This window comes from Mycolicibacterium monacense (genome assembly GCF_010731575.1).
In the GTDB taxonomy this organism is placed as follows: Bacteria; Actinomycetota; Actinomycetes; order Mycobacteriales; family Mycobacteriaceae; genus Mycobacterium; species Mycobacterium monacense.
Map to the genome: position 1 here is coordinate 2,660,333 of NZ_AP022617.1, position 25,223 is coordinate 2,685,555.

Annotated in this window: 24 protein-coding genes and 3 pseudogenes; 6 read left to right on the forward strand and 21 right to left on the reverse strand. The window is 68.1% G+C overall.

The window, feature by feature from the left end:
• Positions 1-2,559 carry a DNA translocase FtsK gene (locus tag G6N49_RS12725; RefSeq protein ID WP_179967753.1) on the reverse strand — a complete coding sequence of 853 codons (2,559 nt, stop codon included), beginning with the start codon at positions 2,557-2,559 and terminating at the stop codon, positions 1-3.
• Between the two features lie 146 nt (positions 2,560-2,705).
• Here G6N49_RS12725 and G6N49_RS12730 point away from each other — a divergent pair, with 146 nt between their 5' ends.
• Positions 2,706-3,020, forward strand: coding sequence for a putative quinol monooxygenase (locus tag G6N49_RS12730; protein WP_011559518.1), 315 nt, complete (start codon positions 2,706-2,708; stop codon positions 3,018-3,020).
• A gap of 14 nt (positions 3,021-3,034) precedes the next feature.
• Entirely contained in the window at positions 3,035-3,865 is an 831-nt protein-coding gene (locus G6N49_RS12735; protein WP_011559517.1) for a mycofactocin-coupled SDR family oxidoreductase, read from the forward strand.
• 17 nt (positions 3,866-3,882) lie between these two features.
• Here the strand turns inward: G6N49_RS12735 and G6N49_RS29505 are convergent, their stop codons facing one another.
• From G6N49_RS29505 to G6N49_RS12770, 7 genes are all read right to left on the reverse strand, one after another.
• The gene (locus tag G6N49_RS29505) at positions 3,883-4,086 is read right to left on the reverse strand and encodes a hypothetical protein (RefSeq protein WP_225891981.1); all 204 of its coding nucleotides are present in this window, start codon (positions 4,084-4,086) and stop codon (positions 3,883-3,885) included.
• 278 nt (positions 4,087-4,364) lie between these two features.
• Positions 4,365-6,041, reverse strand: a complete 1,677-nt coding sequence (locus G6N49_RS12745; RefSeq protein WP_011559515.1) for a ribonuclease J — start codon at positions 6,039-6,041, stop codon at positions 4,365-4,367.
• Between the two features lie 4 nt (positions 6,042-6,045).
• Positions 6,046-6,894, reverse strand: coding sequence for a 4-hydroxy-tetrahydrodipicolinate synthase (dapA, locus tag G6N49_RS12750; protein WP_235679612.1), 849 nt, complete (start codon positions 6,892-6,894; stop codon positions 6,046-6,048).
• 79 nt (positions 6,895-6,973) lie between these two features.
• Positions 6,974-7,738, reverse strand: a complete 765-nt coding sequence (gene thyX, locus G6N49_RS12755) for an FAD-dependent thymidylate synthase (protein ID WP_011855395.1) — start codon at positions 7,736-7,738, stop codon at positions 6,974-6,976.
• Between the two features lie 4 nt (positions 7,739-7,742).
• Positions 7,743-8,957, reverse strand: coding sequence for a winged helix-turn-helix domain-containing protein (locus G6N49_RS12760; protein ID WP_011855394.1), 1,215 nt, complete (start codon positions 8,955-8,957; stop codon positions 7,743-7,745).
• On the reverse strand, positions 8,954-9,439 hold the full coding sequence (locus tag G6N49_RS12765; RefSeq protein WP_011855393.1) for a dihydrofolate reductase: 486 nt from the start codon (positions 9,437-9,439) through the stop codon (positions 8,954-8,956). Before G6N49_RS12765 ends, G6N49_RS12760 begins: the two co-directional genes overlap by 4 nt.
• A gap of 25 nt (positions 9,440-9,464) precedes the next feature.
• A complete protein-coding gene (locus G6N49_RS12770; RefSeq protein ID WP_011559510.1) occupies positions 9,465-10,265 on the reverse strand; it encodes a thymidylate synthase in 801 nt (266 codons plus the stop codon).
• A 43-nt stretch (positions 10,266-10,308) separates the two neighbouring features.
• Between G6N49_RS12770 and G6N49_RS12775 the strand changes: the two genes are divergently transcribed.
• Positions 10,309-11,049 (forward strand): dienelactone hydrolase family protein, encoded by a 741-nt coding sequence (locus G6N49_RS12775; RefSeq protein WP_011559509.1) that lies wholly within the window; start codon positions 10,309-10,311, stop codon positions 11,047-11,049.
• Here G6N49_RS12775 and G6N49_RS12780 read toward each other — a convergent pair.
• From G6N49_RS12780 to G6N49_RS29510, 4 genes and pseudogenes are all read right to left on the reverse strand, one after another.
• Entirely contained in the window at positions 11,046-11,504 is a 459-nt protein-coding gene (locus G6N49_RS12780) for a hypothetical protein (protein ID WP_011559508.1), read from the reverse strand. The genes G6N49_RS12775 and G6N49_RS12780 overlap by 4 nt on opposite strands.
• Positions 11,505-11,516: 12 nt before the next feature.
• Positions 11,517-11,684 (reverse strand): annotated as a pseudogene (locus tag G6N49_RS12785) (flavodoxin); the annotation flags it as partial.
• A 58-nt stretch (positions 11,685-11,742) separates the two neighbouring features.
• Entirely contained in the window at positions 11,743-12,201 is a 459-nt protein-coding gene (locus G6N49_RS12790) for a hypothetical protein (protein WP_234786838.1), read from the reverse strand.
• Positions 12,202-12,411: pseudogene (locus G6N49_RS29510) on the reverse strand (TetR/AcrR family transcriptional regulator); the annotation flags it as partial.
• Positions 12,412-12,484: 73 nt separating this feature from the next.
• On the opposite strand from G6N49_RS29510, the gene G6N49_RS12795 reads away from it, so the two are divergent.
• Positions 12,485-14,728, forward strand: coding sequence for a hemerythrin domain-containing protein (locus G6N49_RS12795; protein ID WP_011855391.1), 2,244 nt, complete (start codon positions 12,485-12,487; stop codon positions 14,726-14,728).
• Positions 14,729-14,866: 138 nt separating this feature from the next.
• Here the strand turns inward: G6N49_RS12795 and G6N49_RS12800 are convergent, their stop codons facing one another.
• The 4 genes and pseudogenes from G6N49_RS12800 to dapB form a co-directional block, all read right to left on the reverse strand.
• A complete protein-coding gene (locus G6N49_RS12800; protein ID WP_011855390.1) occupies positions 14,867-15,319 on the reverse strand; it encodes a flavodoxin family protein in 453 nt (150 codons plus the stop codon).
• Positions 15,320-15,389: 70 nt separating this feature from the next.
• Positions 15,390-15,572, reverse strand: a pseudogene (locus tag G6N49_RS12805) (flavodoxin); the annotation flags it as partial.
• A complete protein-coding gene (locus G6N49_RS12810) occupies positions 15,569-16,033 on the reverse strand; it encodes a hypothetical protein (RefSeq protein ID WP_011855388.1) in 465 nt (154 codons plus the stop codon). The pseudogene G6N49_RS12805 and the gene G6N49_RS12810, both read right to left, overlap by 4 nt.
• A complete protein-coding gene (gene dapB, locus G6N49_RS12815) occupies positions 16,030-16,767 on the reverse strand; it encodes a 4-hydroxy-tetrahydrodipicolinate reductase (protein WP_011855387.1) in 738 nt (245 codons plus the stop codon). Before dapB ends, G6N49_RS12810 begins: the two co-directional genes overlap by 4 nt.
• A gap of 191 nt (positions 16,768-16,958) precedes the next feature.
• Between dapB and G6N49_RS12820 the strand changes: the two genes are divergently transcribed.
• Positions 16,959-18,302 (forward strand): HNH endonuclease signature motif containing protein, encoded by a 1,344-nt coding sequence (locus G6N49_RS12820; RefSeq protein ID WP_083044600.1) that lies wholly within the window; start codon positions 16,959-16,961, stop codon positions 18,300-18,302.
• A 13-nt stretch (positions 18,303-18,315) separates the two neighbouring features.
• Here the strand turns inward: G6N49_RS12820 and aldR are convergent, their stop codons facing one another.
• Positions 18,316-18,831, reverse strand: a complete 516-nt coding sequence (gene aldR, locus G6N49_RS12825; RefSeq protein WP_041925028.1) for an HTH-type transcriptional regulator AldR — start codon at positions 18,829-18,831, stop codon at positions 18,316-18,318.
• Between the two features lie 88 nt (positions 18,832-18,919).
• Between aldR and ald the strand changes: the two genes are divergently transcribed.
• Positions 18,920-20,035 (forward strand): alanine dehydrogenase, encoded by a 1,116-nt coding sequence (ald, locus tag G6N49_RS12830; RefSeq protein WP_011855384.1) that lies wholly within the window; start codon positions 18,920-18,922, stop codon positions 20,033-20,035.
• Positions 20,036-20,038: 3 nt separating this feature from the next.
• Here the strand turns inward: ald and G6N49_RS12835 are convergent, their stop codons facing one another.
• The 4 genes from G6N49_RS12835 to G6N49_RS12850 are packed head-to-tail and all read right to left on the reverse strand — an operon-like array spanning position 20,039 to position 24,974.
• Positions 20,039-20,425 carry a YchJ family protein gene (locus G6N49_RS12835; RefSeq protein ID WP_011855383.1) on the reverse strand — a complete coding sequence of 129 codons (387 nt, stop codon included), beginning with the start codon at positions 20,423-20,425 and terminating at the stop codon, positions 20,039-20,041.
• The gene (gene bla, locus G6N49_RS12840) at positions 20,425-21,315 is read right to left on the reverse strand and encodes a class A beta-lactamase (RefSeq protein ID WP_011855382.1); all 891 of its coding nucleotides are present in this window, start codon (positions 21,313-21,315) and stop codon (positions 20,425-20,427) included. Before bla ends, G6N49_RS12835 begins: the two co-directional genes overlap by 1 nt.
• A gap of 43 nt (positions 21,316-21,358) precedes the next feature.
• A complete protein-coding gene (locus G6N49_RS12845; RefSeq protein ID WP_011559499.1) occupies positions 21,359-22,648 on the reverse strand; it encodes a M16 family metallopeptidase in 1,290 nt (429 codons plus the stop codon).
• A 46-nt stretch (positions 22,649-22,694) separates the two neighbouring features.
• Entirely contained in the window at positions 22,695-24,974 is a 2,280-nt protein-coding gene (locus G6N49_RS12850) for a polyribonucleotide nucleotidyltransferase (protein WP_011559498.1), read from the reverse strand.
• Positions 24,975-25,223: the final 249 nt, after the last annotated feature.

The window sequence follows — 25,223 nt, forward strand, 5'->3', positions numbered from 1 at the left end:
TCAGAACTCCTCGTCGGCGTCCGCGCCGTTCGCATCGCTGCCGCCCCGGATCAACGCCAGCGTGCCCGCCAGCTCGTCGGGTTTGACCAGCACCTCGCGCGCCTTCGAGCCCTCCGAGGGTCCCACGATCCCGCGGGTCTCCATCAGATCCATCAACCGGCCGGCCTTGGCGAACCCGACCCGCAGCTTGCGCTGCAGCATCGACGTCGAGCCGAACTGCGACGACACCACCAGCTCGACGGCCTGCAGGAAGACGTCCATATCGTCGCCGATGTCGGGGTCGACGTCCTTGCGCTCACCGGCCTTGGCGGCGGTGACGCCCTCGATGAACTCCGGCTCGGCCTGATCCTTGGTCGCCGAGACGACGGCCTGGATCTCCTCGTCGGTGATGAACGCACCCTGCAGGCGGATCGGCTTACCGGCGCCCATCGGCAGGAACAGGCCGTCGCCCATACCGATCAGCTTCTCCGCGCCGGGCTGGTCGAGGATGACGCGGCTGTCGGTCAGCGAGGAGGTGGCGAACGCCAGCCGGGACGGCACGTTGGTCTTGATCAGACCGGTGACGACGTCGACCGACGGTCGCTGCGTGGCGAGCACCAGGTGGATACCGGCGGCGCGGGCCTTCTGGGTGATCCGCACGATCGCGTCCTCCACGTCGCGCGGAGCGGTCATCATCAGGTCGGCGAGTTCGTCGACGATCGCGAGGATGTAGGGGTACGGCTTGTAGACGCGCTCGCTGCCCAGCGGCGTGGAGATTTCACCGGATCGCACCTTCTCGTTGAACACGTCGATGTGGCGCACCCGCGAGGCCTGCATGTCCTGGTAGCGCTGCTCCATCTCCTCGACGAGCCATGCCAGCGCTGCGGCGGCCTTCTTCGGTTCGGTGATGATCGGCGTGATCAGGTGCGGGATGCCCTCGTACGGGGTCAGCTCGACCATCTTCGGGTCGATCAGGATCATCCTGACCTCGTCCGGGGTGGCCCGCGCCAGCAGCGAGACCAGCATCGAGTTGACGAAGCTCGACTTACCCGAGCCGGTCGAGCCGGCGACCAGCAGGTGGGGCATCTTGGCCAGGTTGGCCGAGATGAAGTCGCCCTCGATGTCCTTGCCCAACCCGATCACGAGTGGGTGGTGGTCGCGGCGGGTCGACGGTGCGGTGAGCACATCGGCCAGCCGCACCATCTCGCGGTCGGTGTTGGGCACCTCGATGCCGACGGCCGACTTGCCCGGGATCGGGGCGAGCATGCGGACACTCTCGGTGGCCACCGCATAGGCGATGTTGCGCTGCAGCGCCGTGATCTTCTCGACCTTCACACCGGGTCCGAGTTCGACCTCGTAGCGGGTGACGGTCGGCCCGCGGGTGCAGCCGGTGACCGCGGCGTCGACCTTGAACTGCTGCAGCACCGAGTTGATCGAATCGATCATGCGGTCGTTGGCCGTGCTGCGCAGCTTCGGCGGGTCACCGGCGATCAGCAGGTCCAGCGACGGCAGCGTGTAGGGCCCTTCGACGACGCGGTCGAGCGACAGCGTGTCCTGATCCTCGACCGGCTTCTTCTCCTGGGCTGCCTTCTTGCGCTTGGGCTTGACCTCGGCCGCAGGCGCGGCGGGCAGGGCGGGCACCTCGGGCAACGTGGGTGCGTCGGCGTCCTGCGGGTCGAGCGGATAGTTGTCCATCGGCGAACCCGACGGCCAGAGCTGCTCGTCGCGCGACGTCGCCGGGTCGTCGTAGTAGCCGTCCGAGAAGTCCTCGGGCGCAGCGGAATCCGGGTCGTCAGCGTCGTATTCGTCGTCGTAATCGTCGTATTCGTCGTAGTCCTCGTCGCGGTATCCGCGGGTGGAGAACATCGCGCGCACGGTCTCCGGCACTTCCCGGATCGTCGTCCCGGTGACCAGAAGCAGACCGAACAGCACCCCGATGAACAACAGGGGTGCGGCGATCCAGGCGGTGAGGCCGTCGGCGAGTGGGCCCCCGATGGCGAAGCCGGTGAATCCGGCCGCCTGCTGCCGCTCCCCCGGCGCCTGCGGGGACCCCGACCACAGGTGCCACAGTCCCAGCGCGGGCAGGGTGATCATCGCCGCGCCGAGGATCAGACGGGGACGGGCCTCCGGATCGGGTTCGCTGCGCATGAGCACGACGGCGATGGCCGCGAGTACCACGGGCACCAGGACCACGGCGTCACCGACCAGTGTGCGCAGCACCGTGTCGATCCACTGCCCGACGGGACGGGCGGCGTCGAACCACGAACCGGCGGCCACCACGACCGCGATGCCCAGCAACGCGAGGGCGATTCCGTCCCGGCGGTGCCCGGGTTCGATCTCGCGGGCGCGGCCGACCGAGCGCGCCGTGCTGCCCGCTCCGCGCGCCAACATCAGCCACCCGGCCCGGGCTCCGCGCCCGACCGCGGCGCCGGCGGCGCCGACGGGGGACGGCCCGCGCCGCGACGCGGGTTTGCGCCGGGGTGCGGCCTTCGCGGGCCGACCGGGCCGGGCACCACTCCGCGCTCCGGCCTTTGACCTGCTCGTACGGGCGCCAGAGCGGGCGACGGTCTTACCAGCCATGGGTGCCAGCCTAGTCGCATTGGCCCCACAATCACCATCAGCCACACGGGTCACAGAATGGTTTCACCTGCATCTCGGCCGCGTAGCCGTGAGTAGGGTGGACACCTGTCCGGTCCGGCCGCCACTCATCGAGGAGTTCACCGCGCATGCCCGTAGTCGTCGTCGCCACCATGACCGCCAAGCCCGAATCGGTCGACACCGTGCGGGAGGCCTGCAAGAAGGCCATCGAGAGCGTCCACTCCGAGCCGGGTTGCGACCTCTACTCGCTGCACGAGGCCAACGGCACGTTCGTGTTCGTCGAACAGTGGGCCGACGCGGATGCGCTCAAGACCCACAGCACCGCGCCGGGCGTCACGACGCTGTTCGCCGAGGTCGGTGAGCACCTCGACGGCGCCCCCGACATCAAGATGCTGGAACCGGTCCCGGCCGGCGACCCGGCCAAGGGCCGGCTGCGGCCCTGACGGTGACGACACCGGTGCGCCCCCTGGAGGGCAAGGTCGCCTTCATCACCGGCGCGGCCCGCGGCCAGGGCCGAGCCCATGCCGTGCGGTTGGCGTCCGACGGCGCCGACATCATCGCGGTGGACCTGTGCGATCAGATCGCCTCGGTGCCGTATCCGCTGGCGACTCCGGACGACCTGGCGGCCACGGTCAAGCTCGTCGAGGAGACCGGGGGGCGGATCGTCGCCTCGCAGGCCGACGTTCGGGACCGTGCCGCGCTCAAGACCGCACTGATGGACGGGGTGGAACGGCTCGGCGGGCGGCTCGACGTCGTCGTCGCCAACGCCGGGATCGCGCCGATGGCCGGCGAGGACGCCTGGCAGGACGTCATCGACGTCAACCTCACCGGGGTCTTCCACACGGTCGACGTCGCGATGCGGCCGATGATCAAGGCGGGCAACGGCGGATCGATCGTGTTGACCAGTTCGGTCGCCGGCCTCGTCGGCCTCGCGTCGCCGATGGCCGGGTCGATCGGCTACGCCGCCGCCAAACACGGCATCGTCGGGATCATGCGCGTGTACGCGAACATCCTTGCCACCCACAGCATCCGGGTGAACTCGGTGCACCCCGCGGGGGTCAACACCCCGATGATCGACAACGAGTTCACCCGCAGCTGGCTCGAGGGGCTCGCGCAGGAGACCCGGGGCAGGGGCGAGATGGCGCCGAACATGACGAACGCCCTGCCGGTGCAGGCCCTCGAGGTCGAGGACATCGCCGCCGCCGTCGCCTTCCTGGCGTCCGACGAGGCGCGCTACATCACCGGCGTCACGCTGCCGGTGGACGCGGGCTTCGTCAACAAGCGCTGATCAGTCCGGTCACCTCGTCAGAGGTGATCCATCAAGCGGGACATCGTCGAGGTCTCGAAGTACGCACACCGGCGCGGGTAGTAGTGCGAACGGCTCTCCGGCAGGACATGCGGTGCCGGCCACTTCAACACCCGGTGTCGGGACTCGGCCCGCGCCAGGGCAGCGGCGGCCGGTGCCGCCGCAGCGGCGGTGGCGAGCTCCACCTCTTGAACGGTGATCACGGTCTGATGCTTCGGGGGCCGATGCACGATCCACGTCGTCACGAACTGCCGCGGGTGCATCAATTGGTTGGCATGCATGGTGTTTCCAAGATCGAAGGGGCGAATGGCGGGTATCCGCGGGCTCTCCGCACATCGGCGGAGGACGGCTTCGGGGTCTACCGGCGACAGACTCTCGGCATCGTGATCTCCTCGAATTGACGCTACCGCCAAAGAAACCACCATCGGCCGCGCAGCACCTCGTACGAACGGGTGATCTTTGATTGCGCCCGAGAGGAGGGTCAGATCTCGATGACCGTGGGCACGATCATCGGCTGGCGTCGGTAGGTCTCGCCCACCCACTTGCCGACGGTGCGCCGCACCGCCTGGGCGATGCGGCCCGGGTCGGTGACCGTATCGGCGGTCAGCCTCTCGAGTTCCTCTTCGACCTTGCGCGCGACCGGTTCGAGCGCCTTGGGGTCCTCGGAGAAGCCTCGGGACGCCAGGTGGGCCGGGCCGGCCGGGCGGCCGGTCCCCCGATGCACGACGACGGTGACCGCGACGAAACCCGAAGAGAGAACGAGACGCTCACCCAGTGTGGTCTCACCCACGTCACCGGTGACCAGCCCGTCGACGAACATCTTCCCGACGCCGACCGCACCGGCGATGCTCGCCTTCCCGGCGACCAGATCCACGCTGACGCCGTTCTCCGCCAACACGATCGACTCGGGCGGAACCCCGGTGCGCTCGGCCAGCGCGGCGTTGGCGCGCAGGTGCCGCCAGGTGCCGTGCACGGGCATCACGTTGCGCGGTTTGACGCCGTTGTAGAGGAACAGCAGCTCGCCGGCGTACGCGTGACCCGAGACATGCACGCGCGCATGGGCGTTGGTGACGACCCTGGCCCCGATCTTGGACAGTGAGTCGATGACGCCGTAGACGGCCTCCTCGTTGCCGGGGATCAGCGACGAGGACAGGATGATCAGGTCCCCGTCGGTCAGCGTGATGCTGCGGTGCTCCCCGCGCGACATCCGCGACAGCGCCGACATGGGCTCACCCTGCGTTCCGGTGGTGATCAGCACGACCTTCTCCGCCGGCATCATCTCGGCGGCGCCGATGTCGAGCAGATCGCTGTCGTCGACCTTGAGGTATCCCAGTTCGCGGGCGATGCCCATGTTGCGCACCATCGAGCGGCCCACGAAGGACACCCGACGGCCCAGCGCCACCGCCGCGTCGATGATCTGCTGCACCCGGTCGACGTTGGAGGCGAAGCACGCGACGATCACGCGTCCGTCCGCGCCGCGGATCAGCCGGTGCAGCGTCGGCCCGATCTCGCTCTCCGACGGTCCGACACCGGGGCGGTCGGCGTTGGTCGAATCACAGAGGAACAGGTCGACGCCGGCGTCACCGAGGCGCGACATCCCCGGCAGATCGGTGGGCCGCCCGTCGAGCGGGAGCTGATCGAGTTTGATGTCACCGGTGTGCAGCACGGTTCCGGCGCCGGTGTGCAGCGCGATGGCCAGACATCCCGGCACCGAGTGGTTGACCGCGAAATACTGGCATTCGAAGACGCCGTGGGTGCTGCGCTGCCCCTCGGCCACCTCGACGAACTTCGGCTTGATCCGGTGTTCGCGGCACTTCTCGCGCACCAGGGCGAGGGTGAACCGTGAACCGACGACCGGGATGTCGGGCCGCAGTTTGAGCAGGAACGGCACGGCGCCGATGTGGTCTTCGTGCGCATGGGTGAGCACCAGCGCCTCGACGTCGTCGAGACGCTCCTCGACGTGGCGCAGATCCGGCAGGATCAGGTCCACACCGGGTTCGTCGTGGCCGGGGAACAGCACCCCGCAGTCGATGATGAGCAGACGGCCGAGATGCTCGAAAACGGTCATGTTGCGGCCGATCTCGCTGATGCCGCCCAGCGCGGTCACGCGCAACCCGCCGACCGCGAGCGGGCCGGGCGGGACGAGGTCGTTGTTCACGGCGTCACCGCAGCACCGCCGCGGCGCGCATGTCCTCGGCCAGCGCCGTCAGCTCGTCGGGCGTCGGCGGAATCTGCGGCAGCCGCGGCAGCCCGACGTCGAAGCCCAGCAGGCCCAGCCCGGCCTTGGACATCGTCACGCCACCCAGACGCGCCTGCGCGTCACTCAGCGGGCCGAGCGCCACGCTGATCTTGCGCGCGGTCGCGATGTCGCCGGAGTTGAACGCCGACAGCATCTCTCGCAGCTGGCTGGCCGCGAAGTGGCCCCACACGCTGATGAAGCCGACGGCGCCCATCGCCAGCCACGGCAGGTTCAGCGCGTCGTCGCCGGAGTAGTACGCCAGACCGGTCTCGGCGATGATCTGACCGCCGCCGTGCAGGTCGCCCTTGGCATCCTTGATCGCGACGATGTTCGGGTGCTCGGCGAGCGTGCGGATGGTGTCCCAGGCGATCGGGACGACCGACCGCGGCGGGATGTCGTACAGCACGACGGGCAGGTCGGTTGCGTCGGCGACCGCGGTGAAGTGCGCGAGCAGGCCGGCCTGCGGCGGGCGGGAGTAATACGGGGTCACGACGAGCAGACCGTGCGCGCCCTCGGCCGCACACGACTTGGCCAGGTGCACGCTGTGGGCGGTGTCGTAGGTGCCCGCGCCGGCGACGACACGGGCGCGGTCGCCGACCGCCTCGAGCACGGTGCGCAGCAGCGCGAGCTTCTCGTCATCGGTGGTGGTCGGGGACTCACCGGTGGTGCCGGACAGCACCAGACCGTCGCAGCCGGAATCGACGAGGTGGTTCGCCAGACGGGCGGCGGCGTCCGTGTCGAGGGTGCCGTCGGGCTTGAACGGAGTGACCATCGCGGTGAGCACGGTGCCCAACCGGGCCGTCACGTCGAATCCGCTGATACTCACGGGTGACAAGATTACCCGCTTGGGCTCAGGCCTCGGTGACGAGCGGGGTGGTCGCCACCTCCGTGCCGTCGGCCAGCGGGTAGATCTCGAAGTCGGCGAACACCGCGGGTGCGACGGCGACCAGTTCCCGCAGGCAGGCGATGGCCAGCCGGCGGATCTCGAGGTCGGCGTGCTCACTGGCCCGCATCGCGATGAAATGGCGCCAGGCGCGGTAGTTGCCGGTGACGACGATGCGGGTCTCGGTGGCGTTCGGCAGTACCGATCGGGCCGCCTGCCTGGCCTGTTTACGGCGCAGCGTGGCCCGTCCCTCTCTGGGCTCATCGCCCATGAGCTTGGCCTCCAGCTTCGCCAGCAGTTCGGCGTAGGCGGCGCGGCTGGCGTCGGCGGCCGCGGTGAACAGTCCCTCGAGTTCGGCGTCGCCCTCGATACCTGGTGGCACGACGACCTGTGAGTCGTTCTCGGGGACGTAGCGCTGCGAGAGCTGCGAGTACGAGAAGTGCCGGTGGCGGATCAGCTCGTGGGTGCACGACCGGGAGATGCCCGTGATGTAGAACGACACCGACGCGTGCTCGAGCACGGACAGATGTCCCACTTCGATGATGTGGCGCAGGTACGACGCGTTGGTGGCCGTGCGCGGGTTGGGTTTCGACCAGCTCTGGTAGCAGGCCCGCCCCGCGAACTCGACGAGCGCGGCACCCCCCTCGGCGTCGGTCTCCCACGGCACGTCGGGCGGCACCGTGAACTCGGTCCTGGCGATCAGCTGCACGCGCAGCGGCGCGGTTTCGGCCACGGCGTCACCCTAACGCGGCGGACTCCCGCAGGGTCGCCACGAGATCGCCGCGGTCCCCGACCGTCACGACGGCCAGTCCCAGCCACTGCGCCATCGTCTTCAGCTCGCCGGCCAGCGCGACGGCCACCCGTGCGGGGTCCTCCCCGGGTTCGACGAATGCGCCCACCACGTGCAACGCGTCGCGGGTCCGCTCCGCCTTGAGATCGACCCTGCCGACCAGCCGGCCGTCGAGCAGGAACGGCCACACGTAGTAGCCGTACTGCCGTTTGTGTTGTGGCACGTAGATCTCGATGCGGTAGTGAAATCCGAAGAGCCGCTCCACCCGCGGGCGGAAGAAGATCAGCGGGTCGAACGGGCACAGCAGCGCCGTGCCGCGGTCGGTGCGCGGGACGGTCTGCCCGGCCCGCAGATAGGCCGGCGCCGCCCAGCCGTCGACCTCGACGGGCACGAGTTCACCGGCGGCGACCAGCTCGGCGAGCGCCGGTTTGACCTGTTTGGCCGCCAGCCGGAAGTAGTCGCGGATGTCGGCTTCGGTGGCCACGCCCAGCGCGCCGGCCGCCCGCAGGCACAGTTCTCGCACCGCGTCGGCGTCGTCGATCTGACGGGCCACCACGTCCGCGGGCAGCACCCGCTCGGTGAGGTCGTAGTGGCGCGCGAAGCCGACGCGCGTCGCGGTGGTGAGCACACCGGAGGCGAACAGCGCCTCGGTCACCCATTTGGTGTCGCTGCGGTCCCACCACGGCCCTTTACGACCGCGCTGTTCGGCGCCGAGGTACTCCTCGATCTGGCCGGCGGTGGCGGGCCCGAGTTCGGTGACCGCGGTGACGATGTCATCGGCGAGTTGCGGGTTGGCCTTGACGATGTGGGTGCCCCACCGGCCGTGGGTGTATTCGCGCATCCGCCAGCGCAGCAGCGGCCAGTCGTCGACGGCCATCAGCGCGGCCTCGTGCGCCCAGTACTCGACGAGCAGCCGCGGCGCCCGCGTCGAATGCGACCAGGCGGCGCCGTCCAGCACACCGCGGTCGTAGGGGCCGAGCCGGCTGAACACCGGTGCGTAGTGGGCCCGCACCGCCACCGACACCGAATCGAGCTGCAGCACCTGGATGCGGTCGACCAGCCTGCGCAGGTGCGCGCGCGTGACCGGGCCGCGCGGTTTGGGTTCGGCGAACCCCTGCGCGGCGACGGCGATCCGGCGGGCCTGGGCGCCGGTGAGCCTCATGCGCGCTGGTAGCTGTGGAACCGGTAGCGCAAGCCGGAGACGCTGGTCAGCCAGTCCCCCGCGGTACCGACCCAGGCCTCCCCGAGGACGGGTGCGACGGCGTCGGCGTCCTGCCGGTGGAGTTCGATCTCGACCTCGGTGACCTCGCATCGCGTGGCCCGGCCGAGCGCCAGCGTGTAGATGCGCTCACCGCCGATCACCCACGTCTCCTCGTCACCCAACGCGTCGTCGAGGCTCGTCACGACCTCAGCTCCCTCAGCCATGTAGTCAGCTTGCCGGGTGAGTACGACATTTTTCCGTCCCGGCAGCGGCCGGACCTTCGGTGGCAGTGACTCCCAGGTGAGCCGGCCCATCACGACGGGGTGACCGAGGGTGATCTCCTTGAACCGGGCCAGGTCTTCGGGCAGATGCCACGGGATCCCACCGTCGCGTCCGATCACGCCCGAGGTCGACTGCGCCCAGATGAGTCCGACCGTCATCATCGACTCTCGGTCCTGCAAGCAGACCTCATACCGCCACCGGGGCTTTGATCGCCGGGTGCGGATCGTAGTTCTTGACGACGACGTCCTCGTAGGTGTAGTCGAATATTGAATCTCGTTGCGCGAGAACGAGTTCCGGATACGGGCGAGGGTCGCGGGAGAGCTGCTCGGTGACCTGCTCGACGTGGTTGTCGTAGATGTGGCAGTCGCCGCCGGTCCACACGAACTCACCGACACCCAGTCCGGCCTGCGCGGCCATCATGTGGGTGAGCAACGCATAGCTGGCGATGTTGAACGGCACGCCGAGGAAGAGGTCGGCACTGCGCTGGTACAGCTGGCAGGAGAGCCGGCCGTCGGCGACGTAGAACTGGAAGAACGCATGGCACGGCGGCAGCGCCATCTGCGGGATCTCCCCCACATTCCACGCCGAGACGATGTTGCGGCGCGAGTCCGGGTCGGTCCGCAGCAGGTCGACAGCCGCGCTGATCTGGTCGACGTGCCCGCCCGACGGGGTCGGCCACGACCGCCACTGCACGCCGTAGACGGGGCCGAGCTCACCGGTCTCGCTGGCCCATTCGTCCCAGATCGTGACGCCGTGCTCCTGCAGCCAGCGCACGTTGGATTCACCCCGCAGGAACCACAGGAGCTCGTACACCACCGATTTGAGGTGCACCTTCTTGGTGGTGATCAACGGGAACCCCGCGGCGAGGTCATAGCGCATCTGGTGACCGAACAGGCTGCGGGTGCCGGTTCCGGTGCGGTCCGATTTGGGGGTGCCGCGCTCGAATACGAGACGCAGCAGATCCTCGTAGGGCGTGGGGATCGGCACGTCGGCCAGCTTACTTCCAGAGGCGGCGAGTAGAACGGATGGCATGCCGACTATCACCGCGACCGTCACGACGCCCGACGGCGCCTGCCCCGTGACCCTGCACACGCCGAACGGACCCGGTCCGTGGTCGGGTGTGGTGATGTATCCCGACGCCGGCGGCGTGCGCCCCACATTCCACGAGATGGCGGACCGGTTGGCGGCATTCGGCCACGCCGTGCTGCTGCCGGACGTGTACTACCGCCGCGGTGAGTGGGAGCCGTTCGACATGAGCACCGTGTTCGGCGACCAGGCCGAACGCCGCCGGCTGTTCGGGATGATCGGATCGGTGACCCCGGACAAGATGGCCACCGACGCCGCGGCTTTCTTCGACTTCCTCGCCGGCCGGCCCGAGGTGCGCGGTGACCGGTTCGGGGTGTGCGGTTACTGCATGGGTGGGCGGACCGCGCTGATCGTCGCGGGCCGGGTCCCCGAGCGGGTCGCGGCCGCCGGATCGTTCCACGGCGGCGGGCTGGTCACCGATGACGAGACCAGCCCACACCTGCTCGCCGACCGCATCACCGCGACGGTGTACGTGGCCGGCGCGCAGAACGACAATTCCTTCACCAACGAACAGGCCGAGACGCTCGACAAGGCGCTCACCGCGGCGGGTGTGCGGCACACCGTGGAGATCTACCCGGCGGGCCACGGGTTCGCGGTGCCCGACAACGCGCCTTACGACGAGGAGGCGGCGCAGCGGCACTGGATCGCGATGCAGGAGCTGTTCGCGAGCTCGCTGCCGAGTTAGAGGGCACCCCTGCGGTTGCGCCGTTTTCGGCCCAGCGCGCGGCGGATTCCTCGCGCCGCATAAGCGCCTGCGACAACCGTCAGCACGATCAGCACGATGAACATCACCAGCCAGTTGGAGCGGCTGTGGCTGACATGCCACCACACGACCGTGAAGAGCACGGTGCAGATGAACACCAGGACGTCGCGCCAGTTGCCCTCGTACGACATCGCGGCGATGCGCAGTTCGCGGCTGCGCTCGGCGGTGGTGACGAGGTCCTCGATGCGTTGGTCGATGCTTCGCCTGAGCCGCGCACGCAGTTCCACCTGCTCTTCGGGAAGTCGCTCGAGCAGCTCCATGTCCTTGGCGATCATGCCGCGGACGTCGGGTCCCCTCAGACCTCCCGCGGCGATACCGAGCAGTGCGCCGCCGGCGATCGGAGCGGCCCCCAGGGCGATATCGGCGATTCCCGGCATACGTTCATCCCTTCACTCCATCAACATGGCCGCCAGCGTGCCGCCCAGTTCGTAGGCACGTTCGCGGACCGCGGCGTCGACGGTGCCGACCACCTCCAGGACATCGGCCGACTTCTCGAGACCCAACCCCGTCGCGAGTCTTTCTACCGCGTTGACCGCTCCGACGGTGTCGTTGTTGCCGGGACGCCTTGATCAGCTCGTGGCTGGTTGCACTGGAACGTCGGACTCATCGGTCGGGTCACTCACGTAAGAGTTCCGCCCGCAGGAGCAGTTGCGGTAACGCATGAGCCAACCACTCTTGGTAGCGATCGGGTGACCAGCCCATGTCGACGATGAGCATCGAATACACAGTTGGTGACATCATCGTCGCCATCGCATCGGCGGCTTCGTCCGCGGAGAGCCCAGGACCGAGTGAGGTTCGCCAAAACTTCTCGATCACCGGTGCGCAGTCGGCACGGATCGCGCCGACCAATCTGGTGCGCAGCTTCTGCAGGGCCGGGTCGGTCGAGGCCGCCTGCTCCATCACCCGGATCAACGGTGCCACGCGCTCGTTGACGGTGCGGATGAACTGTGCGACCGCGGCAAATTGTCGGAGTTCTTGGGTGCCGGACTCTTCGATAAGACTCAGAATTCGGTCCACCACCGGGACGTCGCTGTAGTCGCCGACGAGGGCGACGTCGATCGCACGGGCCAGCACACCGGACTTTGAGCCGAACGTTGCGTAGATCGTTGGTGCCGACACATCGGCTGCGGCCGCGATCTGGTCGATCGAGGTGGCACTGAACCCCTGTTCAACGAACAGGTCGGTCGCCGCGTCGACGATTCTGCGCTGACGCGCCTCGGCGTCGGCGCGGCGCCGACTGTTGTCGTACTTGCGAGATGGCCGGGGCCGGGATGTCGTTGACACTATGGTAGGCAGTTCCTATAGTTGACTCTATTCAATACGTCTAGCTCCAGTTAAGCATACTTCGGAGGTTGCCATGGCAGCCATAGCCGACACCCAAGCCACCTTGGACTGGCCCATCATCCGTGAGCAGGCGGCCGCGTTCGTGACCACGGAGTACGCGTCGCTGGACCGCCGCGGCGCCCCGATCACCTGGCCGGTCACGCCGTATCTGGGCGCCGATGGGCGCACCATCGATGTGGCTACCGGCCTCACCTACCCCCTCAAGGCCGAGCGGGCTCGGCGCAATCCGAAAGTGACGCTGTCGTTTTCGCAGCCGCTCGGCTCGGGGCTCGCCGACCCCGCGACGTTCGTGATCCATGGGCTTGCCACGGTCCGCGACGCCGACCTGCGGGCCAACTCGGCCCGCTACCTCGCCGAAGTCGCAACGCGTTTACCCGAAGCCTTCGACAGGATCCCCGCTGTGGTGCTGCGTCGGATGGCTTGGTACTGGGCCCGCATCTGGATCGAAGTCACCCCTGTGCGGGTGCTGTGGTGGCCGGGCGGGAATCTCGATCACCGCCCGCAGCTCTGGGAGCCAGAGATCCCGCCCACCGCGCCGCCGTCTGATCCTGCGCCGGTCGGACCCGGTGCCGGGTCTTGGAACACGCGCGCACCGGAGGACTGGCGGGTGCGGGTGCGCGGTGCGCTCGACCGGCTAGGCATGCCGGTCCTGACCAGCGTGACACCCGACGGCTGGCCGATACCCGTCCGCGTGCGCCACGCCGAGCAGATCCCCGGCGGCTTCCGGCTGCGTCCACCCGTCGGCTGCGAGATCGTCGACGGGGCGGCCTGCCTGACGTTCCACACACATGGGCCGGCGTTTGAAAGCCAAGAAAACATCAGCGTGACGGGGCAATGCCGCAATGTCGGTGAATACGTCGAGTTCACGGCTGAGCGAGCGCTCAACGACTTCGTCCTTTCTGCCAATCCTGTGCGTCGGGCCGCGTACCTGATGTCTGCGGGTCGGCGGCTGCGGCTGCGGCTGGACTCCGAGGCGCAGCGACGTGGGCAGCGGGTGCCGCGATTCGACGAACTCGGCTTCAATAAGACCAAGCGCCAGAAGGACCGTGCTGTGACACCCGACGCTCAGCCCGCCGACACCCGGATGATGGGCATTGTCCACAACGCGTTGCGCCGCGACATCGCTCGCGCGCAATCCGCGCTGACGCGGTGGCCTTATCCCGATCCCAGCCAGCGCGCCGCGATCGCGAAGCACCTGGCGTGGATGATGGAGTTCCTTCATCGCCACCATCACATCGAGGATGATGGCCTGTATCCCCTGGTGCGGGAACGCGTCCCTGGGGCAGCTCAGATTCTGGACGCGATGGAGGCCGACCACCACGCATTGATACCGGCGATCGACCGGCTCACCGAAACCGCCGGTCGCTACATCCAAAATCCCTCTGCGCGAACCGAAGTGGCCACCGCGCTTGACGAGCTTGCGGCGGTGATGCTGCCGCATCTGCAGCGCGAGGAGACCGAGATGATGCCGGTAGTGTCGGCGGCGGTGACAAGGGCGGAATGGGAGGCTATCGAGCAGGCCTCTGCCGTCAAGCCGCTCAAGCCTGCCGAGTTGGCCTTCACCGCGCTGTGGTTGTTCGATGACGCCAGCGAGGAGGACCGTGAGGTGGTCCGATCCCTGGTGCCCAAGCCCGTTGCGTGGGCGATCGAGACCTTCACCACCCGTAGGTATGAGCGCTGCGTATGGCGCTGTTGGTACCTGCCGCAGCACACCCGACTGCACCGGAAATTCAATGGGCAGATCAGCGTGGAGATCGCCGCCCCGATCGAAGCAGTATGGAAACAGGTCGCCGATCCGGTGCGTGTTCCGCGGTGGAGCCACGAGTGTCGCCGGGTGCGATTCCTGGACGGTACGACGTCGGCGGGGTTGGGCCGGCGATTCCGCGGGACCAACCGCAGCGGCCGCTATCGATGGTCGCGCAACTGCACGATCTTCACCTACGACGAGCCTCTCGAGTTCGGTTACGTCACCTCCGGCGGTCTCGGTGACGCAACGGCCTGGCACTTTCGGCTTGAGCCCACCGCCACCGGCACCCGGCTCACGCAGGCGTTCCAGGGTGTGTCGATGCCGCTGTGGTTATCACGATTGGTCTCGGTGCTGATACCCACTCACGACGACCGCACCGATGCACTACGCGGTGACATGGCGCGACTGGCCGCGCTCGCCGCCGCGCAGCACCCACGCGCCGACGCGCCGGCGCCGGGCACCCCAGGTGATCGGAATCGACGATCTTTCAACGCCGCGTTGGAAATTTGACCTGCGAGAAAATGCTGCATTTGTTCTCAGATTCGGCTCACCCTGCAGCAGCCTGCCGTGCTTCTGCGCGTTCGTCTGCGAACGCGCGTACACCCCGGCGGCGCCGCGGTCGGACAAGGTCAACACCTCGTAGGTGTTTCACCCCATCAACGTCGCGGCGACTGTCGCGCCCAGATTCCAGCACGCCTCGACGTCGGCTTTGGTCGGTTTGCCCATCACCACGACCGTCTCCGCCGCCTTCACCCATCCCAGCCCCGCGGTGATCCCTTCCACCGCGCGCTCGGCCCCCTCGGTGCCCTCGTTGCCGTGCAGCCACAGCCCAAACGGTCGGCCACGGGTGGAGTCGAGCAGCTGGTAGTACGACTGGTCGAACGCCAGCTTGAGGGCGCCACTTATATAGCCCAGGTTCGCCGGGCTGCCCAGCACGTAGCCGTCGGCCTCCAGCATCTCGACCGCTGAGACCGTCAGTGCCGGTCGCCGCACGACCTCCACGCCTTCGATGTCGGGGGCGGTCGCTCCGGCCAGCACTGCCTCGAACATCTCCTGGCAATGCGGAGACGGTGTGTGGTGGATGATCAGCAGACGTGGCACTGGCTAGCCCCTTCGCCTAATAAGCGGGTTTTCGCCCAAATAGTGTCTCAGCGCGCCCGACATTGGGGGTCGCGGTGGTGCCGCACAGGCAGCCGTCCGCGTCGAGCATGTCCGGCAGCGAGGCCGCCAGCGCGGGCCTCACCCCGACGTCCACCCCCTCGATGTCCGGATCGCGCGCGCCTGCGAGCACCGCCTCGAGGAGTTCGTGCGTCGCGGGCGACAGGGCGTGGTGGACGATCAGCAGGGTGCTCACGCGGACTCTTCGAGCTCGACCGCCCTGCGCATCGCCGCCCGTGCCCGGCCGCGGTCGCCCGCGTAGTCGTACGCCCGCGCGAGGCGGTACCAGCGGATCCAGTTGTCCGGGTCCTCGTGCAGTTCGGCGCGAACAAGCTCGAACAGCGCGTCGGCGGCGTCGCGCTCGATCCGCCCGGACGGGCGGCGCGGCAGATCGCTCACGTCGAGGTCCATGTTCTGCTCCCGGGCCAATCGCACCAACCGCTGGTGGGCGAAGCCTGCCTGCAGGGTGCTGACCATGACCCAGACCCCGATCAACGGCAGCGCGAGCAGCGCGACACCCAGTCCGACGGCGGCCAGTTCACCGGTCTCGATGAACGCGAACGCGATCCGGCCGAGCAGGAGGAAGTACACGACCAGCGCCACGCACATGAGGCCGATGAGCACCTGTGTGCGCAGGGCGCGCCGGTCGTCGGTCATGTCAGGTCGAGAAGCGGCTCGATACCGACGCTCAGGCCGGGACGCTCGGACACCTTGCGCACCGCCAGCAGGACTCCGGGGACGAACGAGGTCCGGTCGAGGCTGTCGTGCCGGATGGTCAGGGTCTCACCCTGGGTGCCGAACAGAACCTCCTGGTGCGCGACCAGGCCGGCCAGTCGGATCGAGTGCACGGGGATACCGTCGACGTCCGCCCCGCGCGCACCTTCCAGGCCGGTGCTGGTGGCATCGGGGTTGGGCGGCATGTCTTTTCGCGCGGCGGCGATGAGCTTCGCGGTGCGTGCCGCGGTGCCCGACGGGGCGTCCGCCTTGTGCGGGTGATGCAGTTCGATCACCTCGACCGATTCGAAGAACCGCGCCGCCTGCTGAGCGAAGTGCATGGACAGCACGGCGCCGATCGCGAAGTTCGGGGCGATCAGCACGGCCGACTCGGGCTTGTCCGCGAGCCAGTCCTGCACCTGCGAGATCCGCTCGTCGGTGAAGCCGGTGGTGCCCACCACCGCGTGAATACCGTTGTCGATCAGGAACTTCAGGTTGTCCATCACCACGCTGGGGTGGGTGAAGTCGATGACGACGTCGGTTCTGGTGTCGACTAACGCGCTCAGCGGATCGCCGGCGTCGACGCCGGTAGTGAACGTCAGATCGTCGGCGGCCTCGACCGCCTGCACCATCGTCGCCCCGACCTTGCCTTTCGCACCCAGCACGCCTACTCGCATGCGCTCACCCTAATAGGCGGCCCAACACCCCTTCCGGGTCCGCGCGAGGGTGCGTGTCTACACCCGACGCGCCGCAGGTTTCGCAGCAGTTTGCCCACCTTCGCGGATTGCTCGAAACCTCTTTCGTCACAGTGGTTTCCACAGTCACATTGCTGGCGGTTTTGTCGGTGGGTCGAACTAGTGTTCGAAGCATGGATGGAGGGTTTCCCGGCGCCGTCGACCGCCTACTGGCCGCGGTCGCTGAGCTGCAGAGCGCCCCCGTCGACGATCTGACACACCCGCAGGTGATCACCGAACTGGACCGCATCAAAGCAGCGGTGTGGGCGGTGCCCAGTGTGGAGCACCGCCTGACCGCGCGGCTGATGGACGCCGACCCCCATGAACTCGGCGCCACCTCTATCAAGGAGGTGCTGGCCAACCACCTACGCATCTCCCGCAAAGCCGCCGGTGATCGCCTCACTGACGCGCGCCAGTTGGGGCCGCGCTACACCCTGACCGGGGAGCGGGTGCAGACCGAGTTGGCCCACACCGCCGATGCGGTCGCCCGCGGCGACATCGGCACCGCCCACGTGCGCATCATTCAGGAGTTCGTCAAGAAACTTCCGGCATGGGTGTCCTGGGAGCGCCGCGACCACTACGAACGCGACCTGGTCGGCCACGCCAGCGCACTGCGGCCCGAGGACTTCCGCAAGGTCGCCGACACCCTGCTGGGGTTCATCGACCAGGACGGCACCGAACCCGACCACCACACCCACCAACGCCGCCGCGAGTTCACCGTCGGCCGCCAACAGGCCGACGGGATGAGCCGGGTCACGGGCTGGCTCACCCCCGAAGCCCGCGCGCACTGGGACCTCATCGCCGCCAAATACGCCGCCCCCGGCACCAACCTGCCCCACGACGACACCCACACCGGCCGCGACGACCGCACCACCGGCCAACGCCACCACGACGCGATCACCACCGTCCTACGCGACGCGGTCGCCTCCGGCTCCCTCGGCCAGGTCGCCGGCGTTCCCGCCAGCATCGTCGCGACGATGACGCTCAGCGAGCTTGAACGCGCCGCCGGGTGGGCGCACACCGGCGGCGGCAACAAGATCCCCATCCGCGATCTGATCCGGATGGCCGCCCACTCCCGGCACTACCTGGCGGTCTTCGACGACCACACCGAAGAAATCCTCTATTTCGGCCGCGCCAAACGCTGCGCCACCACCGCCCAACGCCTAGCCCTGTTCGCCCGCGACAGGGGCTGCACCCACCCCGGCTGCACCGTGCCGTTCTATTGGACCGAGGCCCACCACACCGAGGACTACTCCCGCGGTGGGCGCACCGACATCGACGACCTCACCCTGGCGTGTCAACCCGCCAACCTGCTCATCGAGAAAACCGGATGGACCACCCACCGCCCCGGCAACGGCCGCACCCAATGGACCCCACCCGAAGACCACGACACCGGCCAACCCCGCATCAACAACCACTTCCACCCCCACCGCTACCTCACCGACAATGACGACGGTCAAGACGACGAGCCCGAATAACGCGGCGCTGCAATCAGAGTGGCGAGGCACCCCGCAGATGCTCGAAGATCAACGACGTCTGCGTCCCGGCCACGTCCGCATCGGCGTTGAGGTTCTCGACGACGAACGCACGCAGATCCTCGGTGTCTCGCGCTGCGACGTGGAGGATGAAATCGTCAGCGCCGGCGAGGAAGTACACGTCCATCACCTGCTGCTTGCTCCGGATGTGCTGGATGAAGTTGCGAATCTTGCCGCGCGCGTTCGACTGCAGGGTCACCGAGATCATCGCCTGGAGCGACAGACCCATGGCCGACGGATTGATGTCGGTATAGAAGCCGCGGATCACGCCGAGTTCCTGCAGTCGCCGAACGCGGCCGTGACAGGTCGACGGCGCGATCCCGATCGACTCGGCCAGCGCGCTGTTGGAGATCCGCGCGTCGGCGTGCAGAGCGGCCAGGATTCGGCGGTCGACCTCGTCGATGTCCGCGGGCCGAACATCCTTCGACGTGCGCGCCGCCCTGACCCCCGAATTCGACGTTTCTTCAACCATCGGATCAATATACCGAAGAGCCGTCATTACGATTGCGCTCAAGCCGAAGTTTCTTCACAATTTTGACACCACCTACTTGAGGAGAATCATGCGCGTCGGGATCCCGACCGAGATCAAGAACAACGAGTACCGCGTCGCCATCACCCCCGCCGGGGTGGCGGAACTGACCAGCCACGGACACGATGTGCTGATCCAATCCGGCGCAGGCGAAGGGTCGGCCATCTCTGATGCCGACTTCAAAGCGGCAGGCGCCCAACTCATCGCGGGTGCGGACGAAGTGTGGGCCGAGGCGGACCTCCTGCTGAAGGTCAAGGAGCCGATCGAACCCGAGTACTCCCGCATGCGGGAGGGCCAGACGCTGTTCACCTACCTGCACCTGGCCGCGTCCCAACCCTGCACGGACGCATTGCTCGCATCCCGGACGACGTCGATCGCCTACGAGACCGTGCAGACCGCTGACGGTGCGCTGCCGCTGCTCGCGCCGATGAGCGAGGTGGCCGGCCGGCTCTCCGCTCAGGTCGGCGCCTACCACCTGATGCGCACGCAGGGTGGCCGCGGCGTGCTGATGGGCGGCGTCCCCGGCGTCGCCCCGGCCAAGGTCGTGGTGATCGGCGGCGGTATGGCCGGCGACAACGCCGCCGCCGTGGCCTGGGGAATGGGCGCACACGTCACGGTGTTCGACGTCAACATCAACATCCTGCGCAAGATCGATGCCGAGTACGGCGGCGCCATCGAGACCCGTTACTCCTCTCGCCTCGAACTGGAGGAGGCCGTCACGCAGGCCGACCTGGTGATCGGCGCCGTGCTGATCCCCGGCGCGAAAGCACCGAAGCTCGTCACCAATTCGACTGTGGCGCAGATGAAGTCGGGTGCGGTACTGGTCGACATCGCGATCGACCAGGGCGGCTGCTTCGAGGACTCACGGCCCACCACGCACGATGACCCGACGTTCAAGGTGCACGACGCGGTCTTCTACTGCGTGGCCAACATGCCGGGTGCCGTGCCGCGCACCTCGACGTTTGCCCTCACCAACGCGACCATGCCCTACGTGCTCAAACTGGCCGACAAGGGCTGGCGCGGCGCATGCCAGGCCGACCCCGCCCTGGCCAAGGGTCTGTCCACCCACGCCGGTGCGCTACTCAGCGAGCAGGTGGCGGCCGACCTCGACCTGCCCTTTACCGATCCGGCGACCGTCCTCGCCTGACCGTCATCCGACGTCACCGTCGAGGTAGAACCAGCGCCGGGCGCGAACGGCGAACCGGGACCGCTCGTGGAGGGTCCCCGTTCGCCGGCCCTGGCGGTAGACCGCCAGGAACTCGACCTCCCCGGTGTCGTCGTCGCGCCCTCCCGCGGCGACGTCGACAATCTCGAGCCCGACCCACTCAAGACCCGGGTCGAGGGTGATCGTGGCGGGTCGCGTGCGCGGATGCCACGTCCGCCAGACGTAGTCCGAGTCGCCGACGGCGTAGGCGCTGAAGCGCGACCGCATCAGCTGTTCGGCGGTGTCGGCGTGGCGCTCCCCCACATGCAGCGGCCGGCAGCACCGGCCGTACGGATCGCCGCTACCGCACGGGCACGGATCGGTGAATTGCACTAGCCGCGCAACAACTCCGGCAGCACCGCCGCGGTCACCTCACCGATCAGCGGCCGCATGTTCTCCGCATCCGGATCGTCGGTGGCCGACCGCGTCATCACCGCCAGCAGCAGCCGCTGACCCTGCGGCCCGTACGCGATGCCGACGTCGTTGGTGGTGCCGTAGTCGCCGCTGCCGGTCTTGTCGGCGGTGGTCCAGCCGGGCGGCAGCCCCGCCCGCATACTCGAGGTCTCGTTGGCCCGCATCCAATCCTCGAGCAGGCGGCGCTGCGGCGGCGCGAGTACGTCGCCGGTGAGCAGAGTCCGGAACCCGCCGCCCAGCGCCTCCGGTGTACTGGTGTCCCGCGGATCTCCCGGGACCGCCGAGTTCAACTCGATCTCGTAGCGGTCCAGGCGTGACCGCGGGTCCCCGATCCCGCGGGCGAAGGCGGTGACGGCCGGCGGCCCGCCGACGTCGCGCAGCAGAATGTTCGCGGCGGCGTTGTCGCTGACCTGCAGGATCGCCTGGCACAACTCGGCCAGCGTCATCTCGCCGCCCACCCGGGGTTCGGTGCGCGGCGAGTTCGGCAGGATGTCGGCCGCATCCACGTACAGCCCCTGCTCGAGCGAACGCTCACCCCGACCCACGAGTTGCAGGACATGCGCGGCGAGGTAGGCCTTGAACGTCGAACACATCGCGAACGACTCCTGCGCCCGGTGCGCCACCGTGCGGCCGGTGTCCAGGTTCACCGCGAACACGCCTACCACGGCGTTGTTGGCGCGTTCCAGCGCATCCAGCCCTGCGACGGGCTGGGCGTACGCGGGCCTGCCGGCATAGGTGGCGAACGCCGCGGCGCCGCCGAGCACCGCCGTGGCCGACAACAACCGTCTGCGCGTCAGTGAATACGTCATACCCCGATTGTCACCCGGCTGGCGGCCGTGCGGTCGACGGGGGTCAGCGGCCGACGGTCTGAAGTGGCTTCGGCAGCGACGATTTCGTGCGGTGCGGGCCCAGCACCGCCGCGCCGAATGAACGTGTGAGCAGTTGCCGCGCAACGGCATTGACCTCGTCGCGGGTGACTGCGCCGATCTGCTCGAGCGTGTGGTCGATGCTGCGGTGTTTACCGTAGTTCAGTTCGCTGCGGCCGATTCGGTGCATACGGGAGCCGGAATCCTCAAGTCCCAGTACCAGACCGCCACGCAACGAGCCTTTCGCGATGCGGCATTCGGACTCGGTGATCCCGTCGCGAGCCACGTTCTCGAGCACGGCCGTCGTCACCCGGACCACCTCGTCGAAGCGTTCCGGCTGACACGCCGCATAGATCGACAGCGCCCCGCTGTCGGAGAAGGTGTCGACCGTCGAGTACACCGAATACGCCAGACCGCGGGTCTCGCGAATCTCCTGGAACAGACGGGAACTCAGCCCGCCGCCGAGAGCGGTGTTCAGCACGGCCAACGCCCACCGGTGATCCCAGTGCCGCCCGGGGGTGCGCACACCCATCGACAGATGCGTCTGCTCGGCGTCGCGGTTGATCAGCTGCAGTGTCGGGCGCCCCGGAACACGTCCGGTGCCCTTACGTGGCGGCACCGCAGACTGGCCGCGAATCAGCCTCGGCCCGAAGTACTTCCGCGCCATCGCCACGACGTCGTCGTGTTCGATGTTGCCCGCGACCGCGAGCACCATCCGTTCGGGCACATAGCGCCGGACGTGGAAGGAATGCAGTTGGTTGCGGGTCATCGCCTCGATCGATTCGACGCTGCCGATCACCGGCCGGCCGACCGGATGCGACCCGAACATCGCCGACAGGAACACGTCGCCGAGGGTGTCCTCGGGATCGTCGTCGCGCATGGCGATCTCTTCGAGCACCACGTCGCGCTCGACCTCGACGTCTTCTACGGCGCACCGGCCGCGGAGCACGACATCGGCGACCAGGTCGACCGCCAACTCGAGGTCGGCGTCGAGTACGTGGGCGTAGTAGCAGGTGTGCTCGCGGGCGGTGAAGGCGTTCAACTCACCGCCGACGGCGTCCACCGCCTGGGCGATGTCCACGGCGGTGCGGGTCGGTGTCGACTTGAACAGCAGATGCTCGAGGAAGTGCGCGGCGCCCGCCACGGTCGGTCCCTCGTCACGGGAACCGACGTTGACCCACACCCCGACCGACGCGGACCGCACCGAGGGAATGCGTTCGGTGACCACCCGCAGGCCACCGGGCAGCGTGGTGCGGCGCACCGTGGTGTCATCCACGGTGGCCGCCTCCACGCTTGCTGTGCTGCGCCGCAGCGATTGCCGACTAATTGCCGGCAGTGGTCGCATCAGCGGTCGCGGGCGCCTTGTCCGACGGCGTGGCCGAACCGTTGTCCGAAGCCTCCGCGGCCTCCTCCTCGGCAACGAGGACCAGGGAGATCTTGCCGCGGTTGTCGATGTCGGCGATCTCGACGCGCAGCTTGTCGCCCACCTTGGCCACGTCCTCGACCTTGGCGATGCGCTTACCGCGGCCCAGCTTGGAGATGTGCACCAGACCGTCGCGGCCCGGCAGCAGCGAGACGAAGGCGCCGAAGTCGGTCGTCTTCACCACGGTGCCGAGGAACCGCTCGCCGATCTTCGGCAGCTGCGGGTTGGCGATCGCGTTGATCTTGTCGATCGCGGCCTGGGCGGCCTCGCCGTTGGAGGCGCCGACGAACACGGTGCCGTCGTCTTCGATGGAGATCGACGCGCCGGTCTCCTCGGTGATCGAGTTGATCATCTTGCCCTTGGGCCCGATGACCTCGCCGATCTTGTCGACGGGCACCTTGATCGTGGTGATCCGCGGTGCGTAGGGGCTCATCTCGTCCGGCGCGTCGATGGCCTCGGCCATCACCTCGAGGATCGTGATGCGTGCGTCCTTGGCCTGCGCCAGCGCGCCCGCCAGCACCTGCGACGGGATGCCGTCGAGCTTGGTGTCGAGCTGCAGGGCGGTGACGAAGTCCTTGGTGCCCGCGCACTTGAAGTCCATGTCGCCGAACGCATCCTCGGCACCGAGGATGTCGGTCAGCGTCACGAAGCGGCGCTCGGTCTTGCCGTCCACCTCGACGTCGTCGGACACCAGACCCATCGCGATACCCGCGACCGGGGCCTTGAGCGGCACACCGGCGTTCAGCAGCGACAGCGTCGACGCACACACCGACCCCATCGACGTCGAACCGTTGGAGCTCAACGCCTCCGACACCTGGCGGATCGCGTACGGGAACTCCTCGACGCTCGGCAGCACCGGCATGAGGGCCCGCTCGGCCAGCGCACCGTGGCCGATCTCGCGACGCTTGGGCGAACCGACGCGGCCGGTCTCACCGGTCGAGTACGGCGGGAAGTTGTAGTGGTGCATGTAGCGCTTGCTGGTCTCGGGTCCCAGCGAGTCGATCTGCTGGGCCATCTTGACCATGTCCAGCGTGGTGACGCCCAGGATCTGGGTCTCACCGCGCTCGAACAGCGCGCTGCCGTGGGCGCGCGGAACGATCGCGACCTCAGCCGACAGCGCCCGGATGTCGGTGACGCCGCGGCCGTCGATGCGGAAGTGGTCGGTGAGGATGCGCTGGCGCACCAGCTTCTTGGTCAGCGAGCGGAACGCCCCGCCGATCTCCTTCTCGCGGCCGGCGAACTGGTCGGCGAGCCGTCCGAGCACCTCGACCTTGATCTCGTCGGTGCGGTTGTTGCGCTCTTCCTTGCCGGCGATGGTCAGCGCCTCCGACAGCGCGTCGGTGGCCACCGACGCGACCGCGTAGTAGACGTCCTCGCCGTACTCGGGGAACAGCGGGTAGTCGGCGGTCGGCTTGGCGGCGCGCCCGGCCAGCTCCTGCTGGGCCTCACAGAGCACCTTGATGAACGGTTTGGCCGCTTCCAGCCCCTCGGCGACGACGGCCTCGGTGGGCGCCTGGGCACCGCCGGCGACCAGTTCGACGACCTTGTCGGTGGCCTCGGCCTCGACCATCATGATCGCCACGTCGTCAGCGGTCTTGCGACCGGCGACGACCATGTCGAACACCGCGCGCTCGAGCTGCTCGACGGTCGGGAACGCGACCCAGGTTCCGTCGATCAGCGCGACGCGCACGCCGCCGACCGGACCCGAGAACGGCAGCCCGGCGATCTGCGTGGACGCCGACGCGGCGTTGATGGCCACCACGTCGTACAGATCCTTGGGATCCAGGCTCATCACCGTGACGACGACCTGGATCTCGTTGCGCAGTCCGGACACGAATGTCGGACGCAGCGGACGGTCGATCAACCGGCAGGTCAGGATGGCGTCGGTGGAGGGACGGCCCTCACGACGGAAGAACGAGCCGGGGATGCGACCCGCGGCGTACATCCGCTCTTCGACGTCGATCGTCAGCGGGAAGAAGTCGAAGTGGTCCTTCGGGCTCTTGCTGGCCGAGGTGGCCGACAGCAGCATGGTCTCGTCGTCGAGGTAGGCGACGACGGCGCCGGCGGCCTGCTGGGCCAGCCGGCCGGTCTCGAAACGGATGGTGCGGGTGCCGAAGCTCCCGTTGTCGATGACGGCGGTCGATTCGTACACACCGTCTTCAATTTCAACTACAGACATTGACGTCCGTACAGCCTCTCTGAATTCATTCAGCTGTTTCGCGTCGTCACGCCGGGAACACTCACAGCGGATGAACCACCGGCCTTGATGCGGCTACGGCCGTCGATCGAAGCGGCCGGGGACTCGCGTCACCGGCAGCCACTACCGAAGACCGCCCGATCAGGCGGCTCCTGGCATGACACACGGGAACGAAGCCCGCGGACCGCGTGTTTCGCACCCAATATTGTGTTCGCGCATCGCGTCGAACAC

What these genes read in the sequence shown, in the direction of transcription:
- dapB (WP_011855387.1), bottom strand. Translation starts at nt 16,767, where the DNA reads ATGCGAGTAGGCGTGCTGGGTGCGAAAGGCAAGGTCGGGGCGACGATG.
- G6N49_RS12775 (WP_011559509.1), top strand. Translation starts at nt 10,309, where the DNA reads ATGCCGACTATCACCGCGACCGTCACGACGCCCGACGGCGCCTGCCCC.
- G6N49_RS12795 (WP_011855391.1), top strand. Translation starts at nt 12,485, where the DNA reads ATGGCAGCCATAGCCGACACCCAAGCCACCTTGGACTGGCCCATCATC.
- G6N49_RS12760 (WP_011855394.1), bottom strand. Translation starts at nt 8,957, where the DNA reads ATGAGGCTCACCGGCGCCCAGGCCCGCCGGATCGCCGTCGCCGCGCAG.
- G6N49_RS12730 (WP_011559518.1), top strand. Translation starts at nt 2,706, where the DNA reads ATGCCCGTAGTCGTCGTCGCCACCATGACCGCCAAGCCCGAATCGGTC.
- aldR (WP_041925028.1), bottom strand. Translation starts at nt 18,831, where the DNA reads ATGGTTGAAGAAACGTCGAATTCGGGGGTCAGGGCGGCGCGCACGTCG.
- G6N49_RS12820 (WP_083044600.1), top strand. Translation starts at nt 16,959, where the DNA reads ATGGATGGAGGGTTTCCCGGCGCCGTCGACCGCCTACTGGCCGCGGTC.
- ald (WP_011855384.1), top strand. Translation starts at nt 18,920, where the DNA reads ATGCGCGTCGGGATCCCGACCGAGATCAAGAACAACGAGTACCGCGTC.
- G6N49_RS12780 (WP_011559508.1), bottom strand. Translation starts at nt 11,504, where the DNA reads ATGCCGGGAATCGCCGATATCGCCCTGGGGGCCGCTCCGATCGCCGGC.
- bla (WP_011855382.1), bottom strand. Translation starts at nt 21,315, where the DNA reads ATGACGTATTCACTGACGCGCAGACGGTTGTTGTCGGCCACGGCGGTG.
- dapA (WP_235679612.1), bottom strand. Translation starts at nt 6,894, where the DNA reads ATGGTCACTCCGTTCAAGCCCGACGGCACCCTCGACACGGACGCCGCC.
- G6N49_RS12850 (WP_011559498.1), bottom strand. Translation starts at nt 24,974, where the DNA reads ATGTCTGTAGTTGAAATTGAAGACGGTGTGTACGAATCGACCGCCGTC.
- G6N49_RS12810 (WP_011855388.1), bottom strand. Translation starts at nt 16,033, where the DNA reads ATGACCGACGACCGGCGCGCCCTGCGCACACAGGTGCTCATCGGCCTC.
- G6N49_RS12725 (WP_179967753.1), bottom strand. Translation starts at nt 2,559, where the DNA reads ATGGCTGGTAAGACCGTCGCCCGCTCTGGCGCCCGTACGAGCAGGTCA.
- G6N49_RS12765 (WP_011855393.1), bottom strand. Translation starts at nt 9,439, where the DNA reads ATGATGACGGTCGGACTCATCTGGGCGCAGTCGACCTCGGGCGTGATC.